Annotated in this window: 17 protein-coding genes and 1 pseudogene; 8 read left to right on the plus strand and 10 right to left on the minus strand. The window is 34.6% G+C overall.

From position 1 onward, the window contains the following. The first annotated feature begins 103 nt into the window (after window positions 1-103). Both ACNQGH_RS09200 and ACNQGH_RS09205 read left to right on the plus strand, forming a co-directional pair. A complete protein-coding gene (locus ACNQGH_RS09200) occupies window positions 104-1048 on the plus strand; it encodes an ABC transporter ATP-binding protein (RefSeq protein ID WP_417955699.1) in 945 nt (314 codons plus the stop codon). Window positions 1049-1263: 215 nt separating this feature from the next. After that, entirely contained in the window at window positions 1264-2271 is a 1008-nt protein-coding gene (locus ACNQGH_RS09205) for a 3-oxoacyl-ACP synthase III family protein (RefSeq protein WP_417955700.1), read from the plus strand. A gap of 99 nt (window positions 2272-2370) precedes the next feature. Here the strand turns inward: ACNQGH_RS09205 and ACNQGH_RS09210 are convergent, their stop codons facing one another. Further along, window positions 2371-4746, minus strand: coding sequence for a TonB-dependent receptor (locus ACNQGH_RS09210; RefSeq protein ID WP_417955701.1), 2376 nt, complete (start codon window positions 4744-4746; stop codon window positions 2371-2373). 298 nt (window positions 4747-5044) lie between these two features. Here ACNQGH_RS09210 and argS point away from each other — a divergent pair, with 298 nt between their 5' ends. From argS to ACNQGH_RS09235, 5 genes are all read left to right on the plus strand, one after another. Next, a complete protein-coding gene (argS, locus tag ACNQGH_RS09215; protein WP_417955702.1) occupies window positions 5045-6823 on the plus strand; it encodes an arginine--tRNA ligase in 1779 nt (592 codons plus the stop codon). A gap of 78 nt (window positions 6824-6901) precedes the next feature. Beyond that, window positions 6902-7369 carry a hypothetical protein gene (locus tag ACNQGH_RS09220; RefSeq protein WP_417955703.1) on the plus strand — a complete coding sequence of 156 codons (468 nt, stop codon included), beginning with the start codon at window positions 6902-6904 and terminating at the stop codon, window positions 7367-7369. Window positions 7370-7501: 132 nt separating this feature from the next. Beyond that, the gene (ffh, locus tag ACNQGH_RS09225; RefSeq protein ID WP_417955704.1) at window positions 7502-8851 is read left to right on the plus strand and encodes a signal recognition particle protein; all 1350 of its coding nucleotides are present in this window, start codon (window positions 7502-7504) and stop codon (window positions 8849-8851) included. Between the two features lie 133 nt (window positions 8852-8984). After that, window positions 8985-9872 (plus strand): bifunctional 5,10-methylenetetrahydrofolate dehydrogenase/5,10-methenyltetrahydrofolate cyclohydrolase, encoded by an 888-nt coding sequence (locus ACNQGH_RS09230; protein ID WP_417955705.1) that lies wholly within the window; start codon window positions 8985-8987, stop codon window positions 9870-9872. Between the two features lie 41 nt (window positions 9873-9913). After that, window positions 9914-10321 (plus strand): DUF1801 domain-containing protein, encoded by a 408-nt coding sequence (locus ACNQGH_RS09235; RefSeq protein ID WP_417955706.1) that lies wholly within the window; start codon window positions 9914-9916, stop codon window positions 10319-10321. Here ACNQGH_RS09235 and ACNQGH_RS09240 read toward each other — a convergent pair whose 3' ends face one another. The 7 genes from ACNQGH_RS09240 to ACNQGH_RS09270 form a co-directional block, all read right to left on the minus strand. Continuing rightward, complete coding sequence (locus ACNQGH_RS09240) at window positions 10322-11077, minus strand: sterol desaturase family protein (RefSeq protein WP_417955707.1); 756 nt, start codon at window positions 11075-11077, stop codon at window positions 10322-10324. It lies immediately after the preceding gene. A gap of 11 nt (window positions 11078-11088) precedes the next feature. Further along, complete coding sequence (locus ACNQGH_RS09245; RefSeq protein WP_417955708.1) at window positions 11089-12330, minus strand: radical SAM/SPASM domain-containing protein; 1242 nt, start codon at window positions 12328-12330, stop codon at window positions 11089-11091. Further along, complete coding sequence (locus tag ACNQGH_RS09250; protein ID WP_417955709.1) at window positions 12323-14017, minus strand: hypothetical protein; 1695 nt, start codon at window positions 14015-14017, stop codon at window positions 12323-12325. Before ACNQGH_RS09250 ends, ACNQGH_RS09245 begins: the two co-directional genes overlap by 8 nt. A 256-nt stretch (window positions 14018-14273) precedes the next feature. After that, window positions 14274-14663, minus strand: coding sequence for a response regulator (locus ACNQGH_RS09255; RefSeq protein ID WP_417955710.1), 390 nt, complete (start codon window positions 14661-14663; stop codon window positions 14274-14276). Window positions 14664-14669: 6 nt separating this feature from the next. Next, window positions 14670-15686, minus strand: coding sequence for a PAS domain S-box protein (locus ACNQGH_RS09260; RefSeq protein ID WP_417955711.1), 1017 nt, complete (start codon window positions 15684-15686; stop codon window positions 14670-14672). Continuing rightward, window positions 15683-16126 (minus strand): response regulator, encoded by a 444-nt coding sequence (locus ACNQGH_RS09265; RefSeq protein WP_417955712.1) that lies wholly within the window; start codon window positions 16124-16126, stop codon window positions 15683-15685. The genes ACNQGH_RS09260 and ACNQGH_RS09265 overlap by 4 nt, the downstream gene beginning before the upstream one ends. 35 nt (window positions 16127-16161) lie before the next feature. Then, complete coding sequence (locus ACNQGH_RS09270; RefSeq protein ID WP_417955713.1) at window positions 16162-19212, minus strand: PAS domain S-box protein; 3051 nt, start codon at window positions 19210-19212, stop codon at window positions 16162-16164. Window positions 19213-20418: 1206 nt separating this feature from the next. On the opposite strand from ACNQGH_RS09270, the gene ACNQGH_RS09275 reads away from it, so the two are divergent. Then, window positions 20419-20700, plus strand: a complete 282-nt coding sequence (locus ACNQGH_RS09275) for a hypothetical protein (protein ID WP_417955714.1) — start codon at window positions 20419-20421, stop codon at window positions 20698-20700. 67 nt (window positions 20701-20767) lie between these two features. Here the strand turns inward: ACNQGH_RS09275 and ACNQGH_RS09280 are convergent, their stop codons facing one another. Together ACNQGH_RS09280 and ACNQGH_RS09285 are read right to left on the minus strand one after the other, a co-directional pair. Further along, window positions 20768-21940: a virulence RhuM family protein gene (locus ACNQGH_RS09280; RefSeq protein ID WP_417955715.1), complete on the minus strand. Its 1173-nt coding sequence runs from the start codon at window positions 21938-21940 to the stop codon at window positions 20768-20770. Beyond that, window positions 21933-22847 (minus strand): annotated as a pseudogene (locus ACNQGH_RS09285) (IS1595 family transposase). Before ACNQGH_RS09285 ends, ACNQGH_RS09280 begins: the two are co-directional and overlap by 8 nt. Between the last annotated feature and the right edge of the window lie 246 nt (window positions 22848-23093).

The following is a 23093-nucleotide window of genomic DNA, read 5'->3' on the forward strand; positions in this document are numbered from 1 at the left end:
CTGACAATTTTTTATAAAAACAAAGGCTGTTTCACTACGAAGCAGCCTTTTTGTATTCTAATTTGAATTAAACATTGTAAATTTGCGCTCTTAAATACAGAACATGCTTGAAATAAAAAACATTTCTTTTACTTACATTGAAAATCCCGTTATCGAGAATGTTAGTTTTGAAATTGCCAAAGGCCAAAATATTGCTTTAATTGGTGAAAGTGGCTGCGGTAAAAGTACTTTATTGAAATTGATATATGGATTATATGATTTAGATGAAGGAGCAATAACCTATAACAATAACTTCATTCTTGGGCCCAAACAGCATCTTATTCCTGGCGAAGATTATATCAAATATTTAGCGCAGGATTTCGATTTGATGCCTTACATATCTGTTGAAGAAAACGTAGGGAAGTTTTTGTCCAACATTTATAAAGACCAAAAGAAAGCCAGAATCCAGGAGCTTTTGGAAATGGTTGAAATGACCGCTTTTACTAATGTAAAAGCCAAATACCTTAGTGGAGGACAACAACAGAGAGTGGCGTTGGCAAGAGTTTTGGCATTGGAACCGGAAATAATTTTGTTGGACGAACCCTTCAGTCAGATTGATTCCTTTCGAAAAAATGCCCTGCGCAGAAATTTATTCAGTTACTTAAAACAAAAGGGAATTACCTGTATTATTGCAACACATGACAGCACAGATGCTTTGTCTTTTTCGGATGAAACGATTGTGATGAAAAACGGAAAAGTGATTGCAAAAGGAAATTCAAAAGTCTTATACGAAAATCCCGTGAATAAATATGTTGCGTCCCTTTTTGGGGAAGTAAATGAATTAAAATTGTCTCAATTAATTGAAATTGACGGTGATGATGAAGCGCTTTTAGTGTATCCGTACCAATTGAAAGTGGTCGATAGCGGAATGATGCAAGTGGCCGTGAAACAATGTTATTTTAAAGGAAGCCATTATCTGATTAAAGCCGCTTTTGAAAAAAGAGCCATTTTCTTTGAACATGATTCGGAATTAGAACTGAACCAGGAAGTGACATTGATGCTGGCCTGACACTCATTTTAAACAAATTCGTCTTTTTAACAGGATGGTCTGCCCCTGACGGAAGCAAGATCCTTGTATTCTCGTTTTTTTAACAGAATAGAAGCGATAGTGTATCCGAAATCGTTGCGATAATTATGCATATTACCTAAAAAGTAGTACTTTGGAGCCTAGTATTTACGGTATCGATAAATATGGATCTGTGATTTTAATAAAACAACAAAACTATGTACCATTCCAAAATAGCAGGATTAGGATTTTACGTCCCTTCAAATATTGTTACCAATGACGATTTGTCGAAAATTATTGACACGAATGATGAATGGATTCAGGAGCGTACCGGTATTCAGGAAAGAAGGCACATCATACGTGGGGAAGATACGACCACTACAATGGGAGTGAAAGCGGCTGAAATTGCGATCGAACGTTCCGGTGTTGCTAAAGAAGCTATCGATTTTGTGGTTTTTGCCACATTGAGTCCGGATTACTATTTTCCAGGTCCCGGAGTTTTGGTCCAACGTGATTTAGGTCTTGGAACGGTAGGCGCATTAGATGTAAGAAATCAATGTTCGGGATTTATTTATGCTTTGTCAGTTGCTGATCAGTACATCAAAACGGGAATGTATAAAAATGTTTTGGTGATTGGGTCTGAGGTCCAATCGACAGGTTTGGATATGACAACACGTGGCAGAGGCGTTTCAGTGATCTTTGGTGATGGAGCAGGTGCAGCAGTTTTGAGCAGAGAAGAAGATGTAACCAAAGGAATTTTATCCACGCACTTGCATTCAGAAGGGCAACATGCGGGCGAATTAATCGTGAAAGCACCAGGAATGGGAGGGCGCTGGGTTACTGATATTTTGGCGGATAATGATCCGGATGATGAGAGTTATTTTCCTTCTATGAATGGACAGTTCGTATTTAAAAATGCGGTGGTTCGATTTTCGGAAGTGATTAATGAAGGGTTACAGGCAAATAACTTACAGGTTTCAGACATTGATATGTTGATTCCGCACCAGGCAAATTTGAGAATTTCGCAATTTATCCAAAAGAAATTCAACCTTACCGATGACCAGGTTTTTAATAATATTCAGAAATACGGTAATACAACTGCCGCTTCAATTCCAATTGCTTTGACCGAAGCATGGGAGCAGGGGAAAATAAAATCAGGAGATACGGTAGTTTTGGCTGCTTTTGGAAGTGGTTTTACCTGGGGAAGCGCTATTATAAAATGGTAATACAGCTTTTTTTGGTTGTAACGACAGCCTTTAAATCGACAAACCCGGAGTTGGCATACTCCGGGTTTTTCTTTTTGCAACAAACTATTAAAACTATTTTTATAAAAGCCCACCTCCGCCTTGGGTTTCGTTTTTGTCACGTTGTTTTCTTTGAATGGCTTTGTTTTTTCCACTGCCAAAACGATAATTGAATCCAACATAGGCAGATTGGCTTTCCCAGTTGAATTGTCCTTCTTGTCTTTTTGGTTTAGTGCCCTCGAAAGCAAAATGCATTGTATTGAATACATCACTGAATCGGGCTGTAATGGTTCCACTTCCTTTTAAGATAGTATAACTGGATCCCAAATCGATTTTCCACATAGGCTGTCTTTCAAATTGCAAACCTAAATCACGTCCCCTGTACAGTCCTGACAACTGAAGACGCAGGTTTTTAGAAGGTTTAAACGTATTGCTGATTCGGGCATTAAAAGCAGTCAGATCCACTTCTATAAATTCGTCGGCAACAACCCCTTTTGTTTTTTTATTATATGCATCAAAACTGATGTTGGCACTCCACCATTTTCTAAAATCTAAATTACCGGATATTTCAAAGCCATATGCATTATTATCATCCAGGTTGGCATACGATAGAATTTGTTTTGAAGGATCGGTCGGATTTTCGTAAAGTGTTCTCGTAATCTCATCGTTTATTCTTCTGTAAAATACGCCAGTTGTTATGGAGCCAATTTTTGTTTTTCTGGTATAATTCAATTCATAAGAATTGGTGAATTGGGGAAAAAGTGCTGGATTTCCCTGTGAATCAATTTGTGGTGTGCTCCATTCTCTTATTGGGTTTACCTGATCAATGCTTGGTCTGTCCACACGTCTTGAAAAACTTAAATTGAAGGAGTTATTTTCGCTTGGGGTATAATTGATGTATCCCGATGGATAAAGTGTAAATAAATCATCTTCGAATGTTTCGTTACTTTCATTTACCTTTTTGAATAAAGCTTTGGCATTGTATTTTTCGAAACGTGTTCCTATTTGTCCACTCCATTTCCCCAGCTGTTTAGAAACATTGGCATAAGCAGAGTAAATGTTTCTGTCATAGGAGAAATCCGAATTATAAGCATCATCCAGCAGGTAATTGTTTTTCGTATTTTCGATTCTGCTTTCTAATCCCAACTCTAGTTTAGTTGTTTTCGTTAAAGGATTGGTGTAGTCTAAATTGATTAACGTATTGTTTCCTTTGTTGGTAATGTAATTGGTGTAATCAGTGCCTCTACTGAAAAAAGCATTTTCCCTGTCGTCATTATTAGAGTAGTTTACCTCAAGTTCTATGTTGTGTCCTTCTTTTTTGAAATCCTTTTTATAATCGAAGTTATAGGCCTGTGAGTAATTGTTGTTTTTGTTCTTGAACAATTGAGTAATGTCAGTTTTGGATGGATCAACAAAATCTACAGTAGTTTTAGAATCCCCTCTTCCTCTATAAATGTTTTGCGTGGTATAAAAAGAGAGGGTGTTTTTTTTATTTAAATAAAAGTCAAAACCAGCTTTCGCCAAATGAGAAGTGTTCGTATTTAAAAAAGTGAATTTTTGAAAATCTTCTTCCCCTGGTTCTGTCGTTTTTATAAATCCATGATTGGATTGTTTTCCGGTATTCAAGCCGTAATTTCCATAAACATTGAACTTTCCAGTACGATAGTTCACGTCTGCTGATGAGTTTAATTTAGGTGTTTTTCCAAAAGTGACCCCGTTATTTATACTTCCGTTAAAGCCAATTTTGCTGTTTTTATTCAAAACGATATTGATGATTCCGCTCATTCCTTCCGGATTGTATTTAGCCGAAGGATTGGTGATAAGTTCAATTTGTTTGATGGAGGTAGACGGAATTTGCTGTAGTAATTGCGAAGCTTCAATAGTAGTTGGTTTTCCATCTATCAATATTCGCACATTAGAATTTCCGCGAAGGCTGATCGCATTGGTTTGTGGATCGACACTTACTGACGGAATGTTGTTCATGATTTCTGCTGCAGTTGCTCCCGCTGAAAGTAAGTCTTTACCAACATTGATTACTTTTCTATCGATCTTTTGTTCAATTGTGGAACGTTCACTTACTACTTCAACACCTTTCAATTCAATAGCATCTTCTTCCAACGAAATGGTGTTCATATTGACATTTTTGTCTCCGCTTGTTAGTGAAATGGCTCTTGAAACCGTTTTGTATCCTATAAACTGTATTTCGACCGTATAATTTTTTAAAGCCAGATTTTTGATAAGGAAGGTTCCTTTGTCTGAAGTTATTCCTCCGCTAACCACTTTGTTGTCTTCTTTTATAATAACATTTACATACGGAAGCGGTTCGTTGGTTTTCTTGTCGATTATCTTACCTGAGATACTTCCGGAATTTTCAGGAAGTGTTGGTTTGACCGAATTTTGCGCTTGTATCGAAAACACGGTTCCGAATAAGCAGAGTAAAATTAATTTGAGATTCATGATTTTTTGTTTTTGATTAAGATTTGATTGATGATGCAAAGGTATTTATTTATTTTAAATATTATGTATTACATAGTACTATTTTATACAAAAAAATAATTTTATTAAAAGAGGATATTTAAAAGTTACCTAGTAGACTCTTTAAAAGATAAATTGTTACAACTATTTTGAAAAAAATAACCGAACTGTACTTGGTGAATATTCAAACTTGATTCTTTGAGTAGGAAATTATATTGTTTTCCAATTTTCAAATCGATGCATTATAACTATATTTGCAACCTTTAAATAAATACATAAAATGACATTATCACAAATTCTTACGCCTTCTATTGAAAAAGCGGTTCTCGCTTTATTTGACATTGCTATTGACAAAGTTGAATTTCAAACCACTCGGAAGGAATTTGAAGGTGATATTACTATGGTTATTTTTCCATTACTGAAAGTTATTAAAAGTAATCCTGTAGAATTAGGAAACAAAATCGGTAACTATCTGGTGGAAAACGTAACTGAAGTGAGTCGTTTTAATGTGGTTTCAGGATTTTTAAACATTGTTATAGCGGATGCCTATTATTTAAATTTCTTCAATGGCATCAAAGACAATGCAACGTTTGGTTTCGTTGTGCCTAATCCTGAAGATAAAGCGGTCATGGTGGAATATTCTTCGCCAAACACGAATAAGCCATTGCATTTGGGTCACGTTCGCAACAATCTTTTAGGATACGCTGTTGCTGAAATTATCAAAGCTTCCGGGAAAAAAGTATATAAAACCCAAATCATTAACGATAGAGGGATTCATATTTGTAAATCAATGTTGGCTTGGCAAAAATTCGGAAACGGACAAACGCCGGAATCAACAGGATTGAAAGGAGATAAATTAGTTGGGAATTTTTATGTTGCTTTTGATAAAGCGTATAAAGAAGAAATTGCCCAATTAATGAGCACCGGAAAAACGGAAGAAGAAGCCAAAAAACAAGCGCCAATCATTGTGGAAGCACAAGAAATGCTTTTAAAATGGGAAGCTGGCGATCCGGCAGTGATTTCGCTTTGGAAAACCATGAACCAATGGGTTTATGATGGTTTTGCGATTACCTATAAAAATTTAGGGGTTGATTTTGATTGTTATTACTATGAAAGCAATACTTATTTATTAGGAAAGGATGTCGTTCAGATTGGTTTGGAGAAAGGCGTTTTCGAAAAAGATCCGGACGGTTCTGTTTGGATTGATTTAACGGATGAAGGTTTAGATAGAAAAATTGTGCTTCGTTCAGACGGAACTGCAGTTTATATGACGCAGGATATTGGAACCGCTATTCAGCGTGTAAAAGATTATCCAGATGTTGGTGGAATGGTTTATACGGTAGGAAACGAACAGGATTATCATTTCAAAGTGTTGTTTCTTATCCTGAAAAAATTGGGCTTCGATTGGTCTGAAAATCTTTTTCATTTATCGTACGGAATGGTAGATTTACCTTCTGGAAAAATGAAAAGCCGTGAGGGAACTGTTGTTGATGCCGATGATTTGATGCAGGAAATGACGGATACGGCACAGAAAATTGCTGAGGATTTAGGAAAATTAGATACCTATTCTGCTGAAGAAAAAGCAAAATTATACAATACTATTGGTCTTGGTGCTTTAAAATATTACATTTTAAAAGTGGATCCAAAAAAACGAATTCTTTTTAATCCTGAAGAATCAGTAGATTTTGCAGGAAATACAGGGCCGTTTATTCAATATACTTATGCCAGAATTCAATCCATTATTCGCAAGGCTGATTTTGATTTTTCCAATTCATCAGAGATGGTAACGTTGCACGAAAAAGAAAAAGAATTATTGAAACAATTGGAATTATTCCCTGAGGTAATTCAAAATGCAGCTCAGAATCACAGTCCGGCTTTATTGGCCAACTTTACTTACGATTTGGTTCGGGAATACAATTCATTTTATCAGGCCGTTCCCATTCTTGGAGAAGCCGATTCAGAGAAGAAAATTTTCAGAGTCCTGTTGTCTAAAAAAGTGGCTGATACCATCGCTGCTTCTTTCCGTTTGTTGGGGATTAATGTTCCGGAAAGAATGTAACTATAATTTTCAATGCTGTAGTCAATTAACTTTTTTTTGTGTATATTCGTTATGATCGTTGTAAAAAGATAATGAATTATGAAAAGAATCGTTTTTATACCAGTTTTGTTCTGCATATTTTTTCTAAATATTGCCGGGACATGTTGTGATGACGACACGATTGCTGTCGCGGTTGCAAAAGATGTTGCTCCAGTGGTAAATACTATTAATAAAGGAACGTGGAAAATCAGCTATTTTTTTGATGATAATTCAAACAAAACAAGTCTTTTTTCGGGCCATACTTTTAGTTTTGGATCTAATGCTATGCTGACTGCGAATAAAGAGACCACTGTTTATTCAGGTAATTGGTCGGTACTGCAATCGAATCTTGTTGACGACAATCCTACTAACGACCTGAGTTTTTCTATTTCATTTTCAAGTCCGGATCATATGTTGTCGCTGTCAAATAATTGGGATGTTTTTGAAAGAACAACAACAAGAGTGGTATTAAGAGACCTGAACGGAGGTACGGGAGGCATTGATTATTTAACTTTCGAAAAGATTTAGATTTTATATAAAAGGATTTTTGTATCCTATCGATTTAAAACAGCCTAAAAAAGGCTGTTTTTTTTATTAAAATAATCCGTAAAACTTCAAAATCAAATCCTTAAATTTGCACTTCAATAAAAGACAACAATTATGTTCGATAATTTAAGCGATAAACTAGATAAAGCCTTTCATATACTAAAAGGACACGGAAAAATCACCGAAGTAAACGTAGCAGAGACATTAAAAGAAGTTCGCAGAGCTTTACTTGATGCCGATGTTAATTTTAAAATTGCGAAAGATTTTACCACCAAAGTAAAAGAAAAAGCAATAGGTCAGGATGTGTTAACAACATTACAGCCAGGGCAATTGTTGGTAAAACTGGTCAAAGACGAACTTACCGAATTAATGGGTGGGGATGTTGCCGGAATTAATTTATCGGGAAATCCTACAGTGATTTTGATGGCAGGTTTGCAAGGTTCCGGGAAAACTACTTTTTCTGGAAAATTGGCTAATTATTTGCTTACAAAAAAGAATAAAAAACCACTTTTGGTTGCCTGTGATATTTATCGTCCGGCAGCGATTCAACAATTATATGTTGTTGGAGATTCGATCGGTGTTGAAGTGTACTCAGAACCAGAAAATAAAAATCCTGTTGAAATTGCCCAAAATGCAATCAAACACGCTAAAGCGAATGGGTTTAATGTTGTGATTGTCGATACTGCAGGTCGTTTGGCTGTTGATGAGCAAATGATGAAAGAGATTGCTGAAGTTCACAAAGCAATTCAGCCACAGGAAACTTTATTTGTTGTTGATGCAATGACAGGTCAGGATGCGGTAAATACTGCTAAAGCCTTCAATGATATCTTGAATTTTGACGGGGTTATCTTAACCAAGCTGGATGGTGATACTCGTGGAGGAGCTGCAATTTCAATTAAATCAGTTGTAAATAAACCAATTAAATTTGTAGGTACAGGGGAGAAAATGGATGCTATTGACGTATTCTATCCCGTTCGTATGGCGGAACGTATTCTTGGAATGGGTGACGTTGTGTCTTTGGTAGAAAGAGCTCAGGAGCAATTTGATGAAGAAGAAGCAAGAAAAATTCAAAAGAAAATCGCTAAAAATGAATTTGGTTTTGACGATTTCTTATCCCAAATACAACAGGTAAAGAAAATGGGTAATATGAAAGACTTGGTTGGGATGATACCAGGTGCTTCAAAAGCCATGAAAGATGTAGAAATAGAAGATGATGCTTTCAAACATATTGAAGCGATTATTCATTCAATGACCCCTAAAGAAAGAAGCAAACCAGCTATAATTGATGTGAAAAGAAAAGCCAGAATTGCAAAAGGTTCCGGAACAAAAGTTGAGCAGGTCAATCAGTTGATGAAACAGTTTGAGCAAATGAGCAAAATGATGAAAATGATGCAGGGACCAGGAGGTAAAAACCTAATGAAAATGATGGGTGGCATGCAGGGTGGTATGCCGGGAATGCGTTAATTATTTGTTTAAGGTTTAGAAGTTGCTATTCTGGAACTTTTAAACCTTAAACTTTTATATAAAATAAATCAGTACTGAACCATAAAGTTTTCAATTTTTCACTTTATGGTTTAACTTTAAACAACTTTAAAAAATGCAATTACTAGACGGAAAAAAAACAGCGGAGGATATTAAACACGAAATAGCGGCCGAAGTACAACAAATGAAAAATAATGGGGAAAAAGTGCCTCATTTAGCAGCTGTAATAGTTGGTACTAACGGAGCTAGTTTAACTTATGTTGGGAGTAAAGTGCGTTCTTGTGAACAAATTGGCTTCGAATCCACTTTAGTAAGTCTGCCGGAAACCATTACAGAAGCGGAGTTGCTGGCAAAAATTGCAGCTCTAAATGAAGATGACAATTTGGATGGTTTCATCGTTCAATTGCCTTTACCTAAACATATAAACGAGCAAAAGATTTTGATGGCTATTGATCCCGATAAAGATGTTGATGGTTTTCATCCTACTAATTTTGGAAAAATGGCGTTGGATATGGAAACTTTTATTCCTGCAACTCCGTTCGGAATCATGCAGTTATTGGAGCGTTACAAAATAGAAACGCAAGGAAAGCATACGGTTATCATTGGAAGAAGTCATATAGTAGGCCGCCCGATGAGTATTTTGATGGGAAGAAAAGGATATCCTGGGAATTCGACCGTAACGCTGACGCACAGCCATACTAAAAACATCGAACATTTCACTAAGGATGCTGATATCATTATAACGGCTCTTGGAGTACCGAATTACCTTAAAGCCGATATGGTGAAAGAAGGAGTTGTGATCATTGACGTAGGTATTACCAGAGTGGAAGATGCTGCTCACCCAAAGGGATATGTAATTACCGGAGATGTTGATTTTGATGAAGTGAGTAAAAAATCCTCTTTTATTACACCGGTTCCCGGTGGAGTAGGACCCATGACCATTGCGATGTTATTGAAAAATACGCTGCTTGCCAGAAAAATGAGAATGACTAAAGATAATTAGAAACGTTAAGGCCTATTTGTGAGAATAGGCCTTTTTTTGATATGGGAAATACACAAGGAATACAATTTAGTACAGTAGATACCTTTCTGGATTATCTTCCCGAAGAAGAACTGGAAGTCGTTCTTTTTCTGCGTAAAATTATTTTGGAATGCATTCCAAATTGTAAAGAGAAATTAGCTTACAATGTCCCTTTTTATTATTGCCATTCCCGGATTTGTTATATTTGGCCGGCTTCCATTCCTTGGGGGAAAGTTGAAAAAGGCGTTGCAATTGGTTTTTGTAAAAACGCTTCGTTTTTAGATGAGACTTTTGAAACAACACAATTTGCTTCAAAAAGTGTTTTTTCAACTGTAAAAGAAATTGATGTTGCACTTTTGAGACAACAAATCTACGAAGCCGTTTTAATCGATGAGCAAATTGTAAAAGCAAAGCGAAGAAAAATCCAGTAATCAGGATCCTTCTGTTTTCTTCGCATTTTTGTTTTCCCTATACGTTCCCATGATCCGGTCCCAAATCGAGAAATAAAAACCATAATTAAATCTTCCGCCAATTTGATGGTGTAAGTTGTGATTTGTTGCTGTATTCTGCCATTTCCCGATGCAATGATTTATGAAATTTTTGGAAAAAATCTCATAACCTAAATGGACCAATACATTATAAATCGTCATGAACGAGAGGAACAGGAGCAGGGCCATCGGATGCGTAGGTATAGTGAAAATAATTAATGGGATGATTCCAAGAGAAATTATCGCCTCAACAGGATGGAATGCAAAAGCAGCCCAGGGTGTTGGATTATGGGACTGATGATGAATTTTATGAAATTGATAGAGCCATTTTGATGTATGCATTAATTTGTGGGTCCAATAGAAGTAAGTGTCGTGTAAAACAATCATTAACACCATACTGATTGTTAAGTAGAAAACGCCATAGTCATTAACATCCAGATATATTTTGGTAATGCCTTTTTTGTACCAGAACAATACTATCCCAACCGCTGCGCTGTAAATCAGCAGCGTAAGGATAGAAAAAAAAATCTCATTTCTCAGCTGTTTTGTTTCGGGAAATTTTTGTTGGATTTTTAAGTGTGCCAGTTTTCTTTTTTTCCACCTGTAACAGATGAAATAAGCAATTCCCGCAATTATAAAGTATCTTAAAATGAATAGGAGTGCTCCGCTGATCCAGCTATTTTCTTCGAAGAAAAACATAGGCTAATTCTTTAATTGTTTTTTTGAATAAATTGGGGACAGCCCAAATTTTGTAATTCCTGTAGGGAATAATCAAAATTACCATCTAAAACATTTCCTGTTTTTTTTTGGCAAAAGGGGCAAGCGTTTATGTCTCCGTCCGTGTCGACATAAAAACTGCGATTCCCGGCAGCATAACATCCCTGACGTCTTTGATAATAGCCATGATAACTGATTAGGGGATATTCTTTGTATTCTGGATTGTAATTCATTTCTAAATAAAAATCTTCCAGAAGGCGTATTTGGTCATTGGATAAATACACTTCTTTTCCATAATAATGCCCTACTGCTTTAGGTTCCAATATTTGAACGAAGGAAACGCCTATTTTTTTTGCCAGATTAGCATAGGCTATGAGGTTGTCGAAGGTGGCGAAATCTTTTGTCACACAAAGGGATAATGCGACGACCAACTGATTGTCCATTGCGTTTTGCACCCCTTGTTCCACCCAATAGTAGGCGTCTTTAAAACCTCTGAAGCTATTGTGTTTTTCCGGGTTAAAATGATCCAGACTGATCATGACACCATTCAAGCCTGCCAATTTTAGCCTTTTTGCATTATCAAAAGTTAATTGGTATCCCGAAGTCAGCACCCAAAAATCAGTTCCTTTTTTTGCGCTATTTAAAATAGTGATCAATAGGTCCATTTTTAGAAGTGGTTCTCCTCCGGAAAAATGAATTTGACTGGTTCCCTGCTCTTGAATTTTCGACACAATAGCTTTGAGTTGATCACAAGACAGCACTTCTTTTTTATTTAGGTTTTCCCATTCATAGCAGTGTTCACATTGAAGCGAACATTTCTTAGTTATGGCAACATAGGCATTGATGAATCGGTTTACTTTTTGTTTTACAGGAACGATATGGTTCATTTCTGAAGCAATAAATCGTTTAAAGGATGTTCCGTTCCAGCCTGGTGTATAAAGTCCCCAATAATACCTGTTGTCAACATAAGCCAATTTGTAAAGGCGATGGGGGCCAATTGCTTTCCTTCTCATTTTATCCAATGTAATGGGCACATAAAACCAATTCCAGGGATTAGTATAACTTTTAATGGCAATACTAATAATAGTACAACGAAATAATAACTCAACAAGTTCTTTCCTCAGACCGGAAATTAGTACGGGTTTGATAATTGTATTAATTTCAATCGATTTGCTTCTCCTTTCAGTAAGAAAAGGAGCCGGAACACTCTGGCTTGTAAAATTATCGTTATTCATGATTAAATACGATTTCAGTCAGATTGGGAGTTGTTGTAAATCGGGCGTATTCTTCTTTAGAATATTTAGACAGTGCCCCTTTTTCGCGGAAAGTTTTCAGTTTTGCGAAATTTGGAATTCCTTTATACGCTCTTATGTATTCATAATAACCTCGGTTTTTTAGAAACACACTTTGTTTTTCTCCGCTTTTTGGAGCTTTAACATGGTACTTGATAACAACTTGATTTCCTATGGTGGGCTGGATTAAATAGTTTTTGTCCTCTTTGTCCAGCAAGTGCGTTACATTTTTGCCATTCTCATCAACAGCGGAAAAAGGATTGATATACTGCGGTGCTATAGGAATATCTTTGCTGAAATCAATAGCTGCATGATCTACTTCCCAAAACATAAAGCCACACTCGAGTTTTATTTCAATTTTTTTGGTGTTTATATTCTCTAAGTCAATAGGAATAATCAAATCTCTAAAGGCCATTGGTCCAACGGGGTTTATTTTTTCAACCAAAACCCATTCCTTATTTGACTTGATGTAAACCGATAGCGGAATACCTTGCTCCTTGCTCCATTGTATGTTTTTTTCTGCCGGGACTTTGTGCTGTTGTTTTTGGAATTGGTTAAAATAAGACCCAAACTGTTCATTAAATTTGCCGTAAACAAGATCAAACCAAAGCGAGTTTTTAGAAGATAAAACTAGTTTTGCCTGATTGGATTGGCTGGTGTTGTCAAATGTTAAAACAAGATTGTTACAGCTATGATCTGTAAACATTCCATCATCAAAAAGATAAGCAAGGTTGTCTTTTTCTAAAGCGGGTTTTAGTGCTATGGAATGATCATCAATGCTAACGTCTTTCGGGTTTTCTTTTTTGGAAATCGTATGCGGTTTTCCATTTTGATCCAAAAGCACTTCATTGGATTGGGAATGGTTTACAACTACAAGCTGAGCCAAATCGGTATACTGAATCTCTAATAATTCATTGGTAATTTTTAGTTCATACTCTTCATTTTGTGCAGTGAAATTGGGTAACGGAAGGTAGTCCGTCCGTTCCAGCGATGGGAGTATTGCTCCGGGATATAATTCTCCTGTAAAAGCAAATGAATTACCCTCTTTGATGTAAGTGAAAGGACAAGAGCTTTTAGTTGCCACAATGATAATTGCAATTACGGCTAATGTTGCAACTGTAAAACCTAAAATACTTAGCGCTTTTTTAGCAACATCAGGCTCATAAACTTCAATTCTATTGATATTTGAAAATGGAATGACAACTTCTGAAGACCCGGTTTTATTTATCATTTCATTAGTATAGAAATGAATTTCTAATGTTTTACCGGATGTTTTTGATTTTTTATAGTGTCGCGATTTTTGATGCTCTTTTAAAGGGTATAAGGCATGGTTTTCAGCAATGGGCATCAGGGAAGCTGTTATTTCTTTTTTGTCTTCATTGATGTTCAAATTGTTTAAATGCCATGTTTCGTTACCCGAATGAATGATAACATAACGGTCGTTTTTATTTATGGATTTGTACTTACTGGCAAAGTTGTCTGTATTGGTTTGTATTGGTTTGGATTTGTAATAGGAGCAGCCAAGACATAGGTTTAAAAAAGTAAAAGTCATTATTATGGAAATAATTCTGCTTCTTTTTCTAATTAATTGTAGTAAGGTGAGGTGGGATCTACTTTGTTTTTTTTTCATAATACAAAAGTTAAGTTAGCTGTAAAATATGTTGAAAATCAAAGATTTGAGGATTATAAAGTTACATAATATTAGGTAATTTAATACGTTTTCATAATAAATAAAAATCAAGTTGGAATAAAAAAACCAAGAACTAAGTCTTGGGGTTATAAGAAATAGATTTTTTTTTAAAATGAGCGAGTTATATACTGAGTAGTACGATTCTGGCCTTACTCCTGTTTTTCGATTTCTTTACCCCTGTCTGTCTGGCTCTAATTTAGGATTTTAAAAGCCTTAATTTTAATCTTTGCAACACCTGATCATCCAATGGCTTTTCGACAAAATCAATAACTTTGGAATAGGAGAAAGCTTTTTCTTTATCCGAGGCATCGACGGACGATGTCACCATTACAACATGTATTTCTTTCTTAAAACCATCCTGATGAATAACTTCCAATAGATCCCAGCCATTCATAACAGGCATATTTATATCCAGAAATAATAAAATAGGCTTGGCATCATCAGGAAGAGTATCAAAAAAATCTAATGCCTTTTTTGCGGAATTAAAAGTATGGGGTGCCTCTTCAAGTTTTTCTTTTTGTATAATTTTTTTATGCAGAAAAAGGATTATAGTATCATCATCTACAACTGCTATGGTAAAATCCATCTAATTTTAATTTTTTTTAATAGTAATACGTTCTGTCTTTTTTACAATGTTTCTTATTATTTTGTCCAATTCAGTTCCCGAATCAAAAAGATGATTCAATAAATCTTCAAATTCCGCTGAATTACTGTCCATCTCTTTAATGAGATTTACTATACCCATCATTTTTGCTAACGGGGCCCTGGCTATATGTGACTGTGTCCAAGCTATCTCCTGCAGTTTTTCGTTTTGTTTTTCTATTGCTTTAATATATTGAACGCGCTCTGTAATGTCATTTGCAAGAACCAATTCAGCATTCCGATTGTTGAAATAAATAGTGTTACTTTGAATCTCTACATTAATAACATCTCCGTTTTTCTTCATGTGCTTGTAAATTCCTTTTGTGGAAGGTTGCTCTTTTTGTTTTGAACAATTAACTTCTGGTGCTGAAATGGTAACGGCTCTTTCCAGTACAATTTCTTTGGTAGTCATTTTTAGGAATTCGTCCTCTGTGAATCCATAATTATAAACGGCAGAATCGTTGACATCTAAAAACTGAAAGGTGTCTCTGTCAAATACCCACATGGGTTGTGGACTTAAATGAAAAAGATCGCTATAGCGTTTTTCTGATTCTTTAAGTAAAGAAATTGATTTCTTTCGTTCTATGGAATAAATAATACTTTTATAAAGCATTGTCGCATCCAAATCATCTTTGATTAAATAGTCTAAAATACCCTGAGATATTGATTTGATACTAAAATCAAGATCGGCATAACCTGTAAAAACTATTATTGGACACAGTGAGGCCATCTGCAAGATTTCAGTAATCAAATTTTGTCCGCTTTTGTCCGGCAGTGTAAGATCTAATAAAATGATGTCGAAAAAAATATGGCGACAAGACAATATTATGGCAACTTCTTTGAAATTCTTTGCGTGTATTATTTTAGGATTTAGAAAAAGTTCTGTTAACAATTCCTCAACTATCATAAAATCACCCAAATTATCTTCTATGACTAAAATACTGTACGTTTTTTTATCCTTTTTCATTTGGAATAATTTTTTCTGGTTGGCAACTTCGCTACTGAAATCCAAAAATTTTCTATTTTAGTGACAATATCCATAAAAGAATCGATATCTACCGGTTTAGTGATATAGCAGTTGGCATAGTTCTGATACGACATAAAGATATCTTTTTCAGAAGAAGAAGTAGTAAGCATGATTACGGGTATATGTTTAAGAACGGAGCTCCCTTTGATGTATTTCAGTACTTCAATCCCATTTTTTTTAGGCAGATTGACATCCAGCAATAAAAGATCCGGCAGGTCCGCATTTTGATAATTGCCCTGTTTGTTTAAGAAATCAAGTGCCTGCTGTCCATCCTTCACTACGTTTAGTCTGACAACTATTTTTGCATCTTCAAATACCTCTTTTGTAAGTAGAATGTCACCTTCACTGTCCTCTACCAATAAAATATGAATGGGTTCCATGGCAATTATTTTTTAATTTTGATTTTGATCCTGTATTACTGCTTTTTTTTAATTGTAAAATAAAAGGTACTGCCTTCACCTTCGATAGATTCTAACCAGATCTTACCCCCAAGGTTCTCCACAACTTTTTTGGTAACTGCCAGCCCGATTCCTGTTCCAGTATACTCGTCTTTGTTATGAAGTCGCTGGAAAATGACAAATATCTTGTCAAAATACTCCTCGGCAATACCTATTCCATTATCGATTACCGCAAATTGCCAATGATTCTCAAATTCCTTAACCGTAATATTTACTTCGCAGTATGCTTCTTTAGAATATTTCAAGGCATTACTTATTAAGTTTTGAAATACCTGACGCAGTGGTGCGCTATGGCCTTGAATAACTGGAAGTTTATCAAACTTAATAATGACTTTTTTCTTTGCTATCTTTTTTCTGAACAGCAGCTGGATTTCTTTAACTAACTCATTAACATCAAGTTCTTCCTGGTCATTCTCCAGAGTGCCTACTCTGGAAAATTCTAATAGATCCAGTATGATTTGTCGCATCCTTTTGGCTCCATCGACAGCAAAATGAATATATTTTTTACCTTTTTCATCGATTAGATCTCCATATTTTTTTTCCAATAAAGTGAGAAAACTGGTCACCATACGCAATGGCTCTTGCAAATCATGAGAAGCGACATAGGCAAACTGTTCCAATTCAATATTAGAGGATGCCAGTTGTTTTACGTTCTTTTCAAGATTCGTGTTTAGCTCCTTTAGCTGTTCTTCAGCCATTTTCCTTTTTGTCGCATCTCTAAAATAAACTGACAAACCATTAGTGGAAGGATAAACACTTATTTCAAACCATTTATTCAAAGACACAAAATAATCCTCAAATTGAACTATCTGATTATTTTCGGCGGCTTCGTGGTATTTCCTGTAAGATTCGGAATTAATACTATCCGGAAGTACCTCCCATAAATAATGTCCAACTATTTCATTTTTTAATATACCTATTAGTTTTTCTGCTTGATTGTTCCAATACGTAACCGTCCAGGACGTATCGATGGCAAAAAAAGCATCACCTATACTCTCGAAAATAGTATTTTTCTCTTGGAGACCTTCTATAACTGCTAACTCTGCTCTTTTCCTTTTATCAATACCCTGGAAACTACCATAAATTTTCATGCATTTCCCATTGGAAAATTCTGGTTCAGCAATAACTCTTATCCATCTTTCATTTCCTTTAGCGGTTACAATTTGTAATTCCACATCAAATGGAATGTTTTTTTCAATGGCCCCCTGGATTTTTTTACTAATAATTTTCCTGCTTTCTCCCTCTTTAATGAAATTGATAGCCGTTTCTAAATCCGGCATATAGTCCTCCCGAACTTCATAAATTTCTCTAATTAGCTTGGACCAATAGGTCGTGTTATTAATAAGGTCTACTTCCCAACTGCCGATACGAGCCAGGGTATTCGTTCTGTTAATCAAGAAATCCAGGTTTTTTTTCTCCGTAATATCTTTAGCTACCGCAAAAAAGAATCCTTCTTCAGGAGATGGAGAAGTGGTCCACGCCAACCATTTTATTTTTCCAGATTTGGTGATATACCGGTTCTCAAAATAAATTGTTGCTACCCCTTTAGAGAAATCTTGGTATTTTTCAGCAGTTTTTACTTTGTCTTCAGCATGAATGAATTCAGAAATCGGAACTGCCAACAGTTCTTCCTCAGTATATTCAAGCAGTATACAAGCTGCAGCATTTAATTTTTTAAAATATCCATCCAAACCTGCTATGCAGATAACATCCGGTGTAAAGCTGAATATCTGACTCACTTCCTGTTCCAATTGCTTACGCTTAATTTCAGCACCGACCAGAATCCCTATATTTTCAAATAAAACAGAAAAGTCATCAATTAAATGTTGATTTGTATTTAATCCTAATACAAAAACGGCTATCACTTCATCATTGTGAAAAACGGGCAATCCATACGCTGATTGTAAACCCAATTTTTTAGCTGCATGTCTGCGGATAAAGCTATTCTCCTCTCTAATATTCTGCCAAAGCTGAATGGTTTTGGTTTCCCAAATAGTGCCGGGCAAACCTTGTCCTTTGGTAAAACTTTTCAGTGCTTTATTTTCGTCGTAAAAAGTATGTGAAGCAGCTGTTTGACAATAGTTAGAAATTAAGTTTATTTTCTTTTTATCTGGACTGATTAACCAAGCTTCCGCTATGCTGAAATATCCAAAAACTACCAGCCGGTCTAAAACTTTATCCAACAGTTGGTTTAATGTGCCCGGCTCATTAAATAACCGGCTTATGTCTGCAAAAAGTGTCTTTTGCAATTCCTCATTTTGGCGTTCTGTAATATCTCTTCCAATAAATACCGAGTGAGTAAACCAACCGGTTTCATCTGCTACGGGACTTACAGTTAAATTTATCCAAAATTCTGCTCCGCTTTTTCTGTAATTTACTGTAGTGATTTCGCAAGATTCCTGTTTTATCAGTGCTTCATTTAATCTTTTTAGTTCATTTTCATCTGATTTTGGACCTTCTAAAATGCGTGGGGTTTTGCCTATTACTGCTCCAGCCGTATACCCTGTCATTTTTGTAAATGCTTCATTTACATAAATTATTTTCGGGCCTTGTCCGTCATTCGGTTCTCCATCAGTGATCCATACGGCATCATTGGTCCTGGAAAAAATGGAAGAGAATTTTTCAAGTTCTTTAATTGAACGCTGCTCCTTTGTAATGTTTTGAAAAGTACCTGATAAACGACTTGGTTTTCCATTTTTGAATACGATCTGACCAATGCTTTTTACATATTTGATATTGTTTTTGGCCGTGATGATTTGAAACTTGTCACTGAAAGGAATTCCTTTATCTACAGCTCTTTCAGTAAGCAATTTAATTTTATCCCTGTTTTTACCTTCCTTATAAAAATTAATTGCATTTTCAATTTTAGGAATGAAATTATCCGGGACTTCATGGATGCATTTGGTAACAGCATCCCAAAAAAGGATGTTAGTTTCCAAGTCTAATTCCCAAATACCAATTTTTGTGGATTGTGCGGCTTTACTATAGAACTCAAGCTTATCAGTCATAATAGGATAATAGATTAGGTATCATTGAAACAATCGGATTTAATAATTATTTGTTCTGTGGTATCATTATCATAAAAACTTGTTCTGTTGCCAATGGTGCTCTCAGTAATGAATAGTGTATGCTTTTTATAGTTTAAAGGATTTATTAAATTGATGTTTATCCACTTTATTTAGGCGAAATCATTTAATTTTCTAATTCATGAAATATTTGGATTGCTCTTTTTCGTTAGTTTGCGCCGCAACTCTTTTAATTACTTCTAGTCAGTTTTAGCAATTTTTTCTAATTACTATTGTACCTATGCCTTTAGGTATTCAATCCAGATGCTGCCAGTAGGGTATGTTTTTTATTTTCTTCCATAGGCCTGTTTTAAAACGGCATAATAAAGAGCAATCGACTTATTGAAATTTTTTATTTTTATTTAATTGATTTAAATATACTTACAAGTATTTTGCAAAAATACGTATTTATACTTAGTTAATATTATTTTTCCTTTTATTTTGTTAAAGAAAGAGTCCTCGCAACAAGGATATTAAAATTTACTGCCACGTTCCAAAGTACTAAAAACCATCAATTACCTTATTTGTTTCAAAAAATGATACCCATCACAACTAAAAAAGAGCATTAAAATTCTCGCAAAAATTGATTTTGAAATTCCTGTTTTTCATAAAATTAATAAGATAAATCTAGTTAATAAGTCGATAAAAAGCAAATTAAATCGACGAAATGCGTAAATTTCATTATAAATAATAAAAAACTCAGATTTATTATTTTAAAAAAAACTGTAATCGTTTTCGTTGTGACAATTAATAAAAAAACAACTGTTTTTACAATTGGAGATAACGGTTCTTCACTTGAATTAACCGTTAATCAAAATACCTCTTCGGTATTACAGCAACTTTTTTTGAATTTATTACTTAATTGTCAACAAAAAACAATTTAAAAGTCGACCTCTGTTAAAGGGTACACACTATGATTTTTATTAATTGGCTTCAATGAAACAGTCTTTTTTTTCTTCCTTTATGTCCTTATGATTGAAATGTCATATTCATTACCAGAATGAATGATTACACTAGGGCCTTTTTTATTTATGGATTTGTACTGAGTTGCTAGGTAGTTAGTATATTTTTATATGGGCGCGGATTTGTAATGGTTATCCAAGGTATTAGGTTTAATACCCACAGGGTTTGCGCGAGTAAATACTGCTAATGGAACAAGTAAAACAAAATACTTTTACTGTTGATATAGGTTTGCTAAATGGCGTTATAATCCAAGGTATAACAGTAACCGAAGTAGATGGACTAAGTGGTGGTTGTGAGGCGTTAATAGGAATGGATATTATCTGTTTAGGTAATTTTTCCATAACTAATCATAACGGAAAAACATGTATGTCTTTTAGGGTTCCGTCAGAACATGAAATAGATTATTCACTTTGCCCCGGAATACCCAGATTATGTTGCAAATCCAAATTACGGTTTAATTCCAGTTAAAAACATACCCAAAATTAAAAACAAATACACTAATAAAAAACGATAAAATCCCGAATTCGGGATTTTTTTATTCATTTTCTTTTGGATTGTAATTTAATCCTTGTTTTAGTTTTTTGTTAAATTCAGATAAATCATCTTTCTCTTGTATTCTCTTCAATTTAGATATGGAACTTATAGATAAAGGATTTATCCTAATCAACTCTTTTTCTTTAGGTAGGTTTCCAGAGGACTTAATATTCTCTATTACTTTATCGAAATCTGATTTATATTCTAAATCTTGAACAATTCTAAACGTATCATATTCTTTTTCTGCAAATTCTTTAGCTACATCAGCACGAATTTTCCCCGAATTTTTTAATATGTCGTAATCATTAAATTCTAGAAACGCATCTAACTTTTCAGACCATTCTTTCATTGTCATTTTTTTGCCCTTTTTTGCTTGATTTTCAGCATAATCAAGGTACATAGTCACTATTCTATTTAGTTCTGATATTTCTTCTTCTGTAAGGTAGTTTTTAGCAACTCCTACATCTGTTTTCAATATTTTACCTCCACTTTTAGAATTTTTCCATGTAGTTAATCCCATATTGGGAGTTTTAGAGTTAGCCCTAAGTTTTATTATTTCAGGAGCGGTATGATGAGTTATTGCAAATTCCAATTTGTTTTGAACAGTAGCAAAAAAAGTACTAGTTATTTGAGCTTTGGAATCATAATCTACGGCTGTAGCGTATAAGTCAGTTATTTTTTGATAAAATCTTCTTTCACTTGCGCGTATCTCTCTTATGCGCTCTAATAATTCATCAAAATAATCTTTACCAAATAAATTTTTCCCTTGTTTTAATCGATCATCATCTAGCGCAAAACCTTTTGTTAAATATTCTTTTAAGATTGATGTTGCCCATATCCTAAATAAGGTAGCCTTTTGAGAGTTTACTCTGTAACCAACTGATATTATGGCGTCTAGATTGTAAAACTCTATATTTCTTTGAACGTTTCTTGAACCTTCTGATTGAACTGTCAAGATTTCTTTGACAGTTGCAAACTTGTTTAATTCGCCTTCAACATATATGTTATTTAAGTGATAACTAACGTTTTGCTTAGTAGTGTCAAAAATTTCTGCCATGCTATTTTGAGACAGCCAAACTGTTTGATTCTCTTCATCCAAAACAACTTGTATACTTGTATTGCCTTCGCTAGAAGAATAAAACATAAAATTTGTGTCTTTTTCTAAATTACGCATTAATTAACATTTTATAAGTTAAACGATTATTTGAGTTTGAAAGCAACAAGTTAAAACGCATTGCTTCGGTGATTTTCTAGTGTTGTCTAAAAACAAATTCGTCAACGTACATTTGCAAATGGTTTTTAGATGTAAAATGATAGGTGCCAAATATACCTCTTTTTAATAAACTCCAAAACCCCTCAATTGTATTAGTATGGATTCTGCCGTTTACATATTTACCTTGATTGTGTTTTACAATTGAATGGTCGTAAATTCTTGAAACACCTTTATAACCTAACCATTCGTCAGTATATAAAGATGCGCTTTCTTTTACGTTTGCAACGATTTCACTAGTTAAAGTAACCGAGCCAACATTTTCTACAACATTAGCGTTTAATTAGCTATTACGCTCAACCATTCCTACTACTGGAGTTTTGTCTTTTGCGCTTCTACCTTGTGAAGCTATTGCTTTTTTATTGTTATGACGATTTTTATTTTTACCGCCTACATAAGTTTCGTCTGCTTCTACTTCGTTGCCTAATTCATTGTTATTTTCAATACCAAAACATTTTCTAATACGTTGTAGCATAAACCAAGCTGACTTTTGAGTAATATTCAAATCACGACCTAATTGTAAAGATGAAATTCCTTTTTTGCGAGAAGTAACAATCCAAATAGAAAGAAACCATTTTTGCAATTCCATTTTAGTATTGTCAAATAACGTATTGGTTTTAACGTTAAAATACTTTCCAGTATTTTTACATTTGTATTTATTCCCTTTACAAACATAAACCTTTGACGAAGTGTCAAAAGGACTAATTACGTTGCCATTCCAACGCAAAGTTTCCAAATGGCTAATACAGGTTTGCTCATTTGGAAATGCTTTAATTAAGTCTAAAATTGAGTTAAAATCTTGATTAATCATTGTCTTGTGATTTAATTACAAAACAAATATAAGAAGTAAACTACACTAAAACAAATTTGGTTGGTGTAAAATTATATATAGTTACCTAATTTTTTTTAGTTCATTGTAGTAACGAAAAATAGGATGTGCTTTCTTTTGTGATACACTCAGATGTAAACTGTGTTCAAAATCAAAGAGTTGAGCAGCGCAAAGTTGCATGCTATTTGGGATTAATAGATTCTACCACTATAGGAGACAGCTAATAGA

This window comes from Flavobacterium kochi (genome assembly GCF_048286715.1).
Taxonomy (GTDB): Bacteria; Bacteroidota; Bacteroidia; order Flavobacteriales; family Flavobacteriaceae; genus Flavobacterium.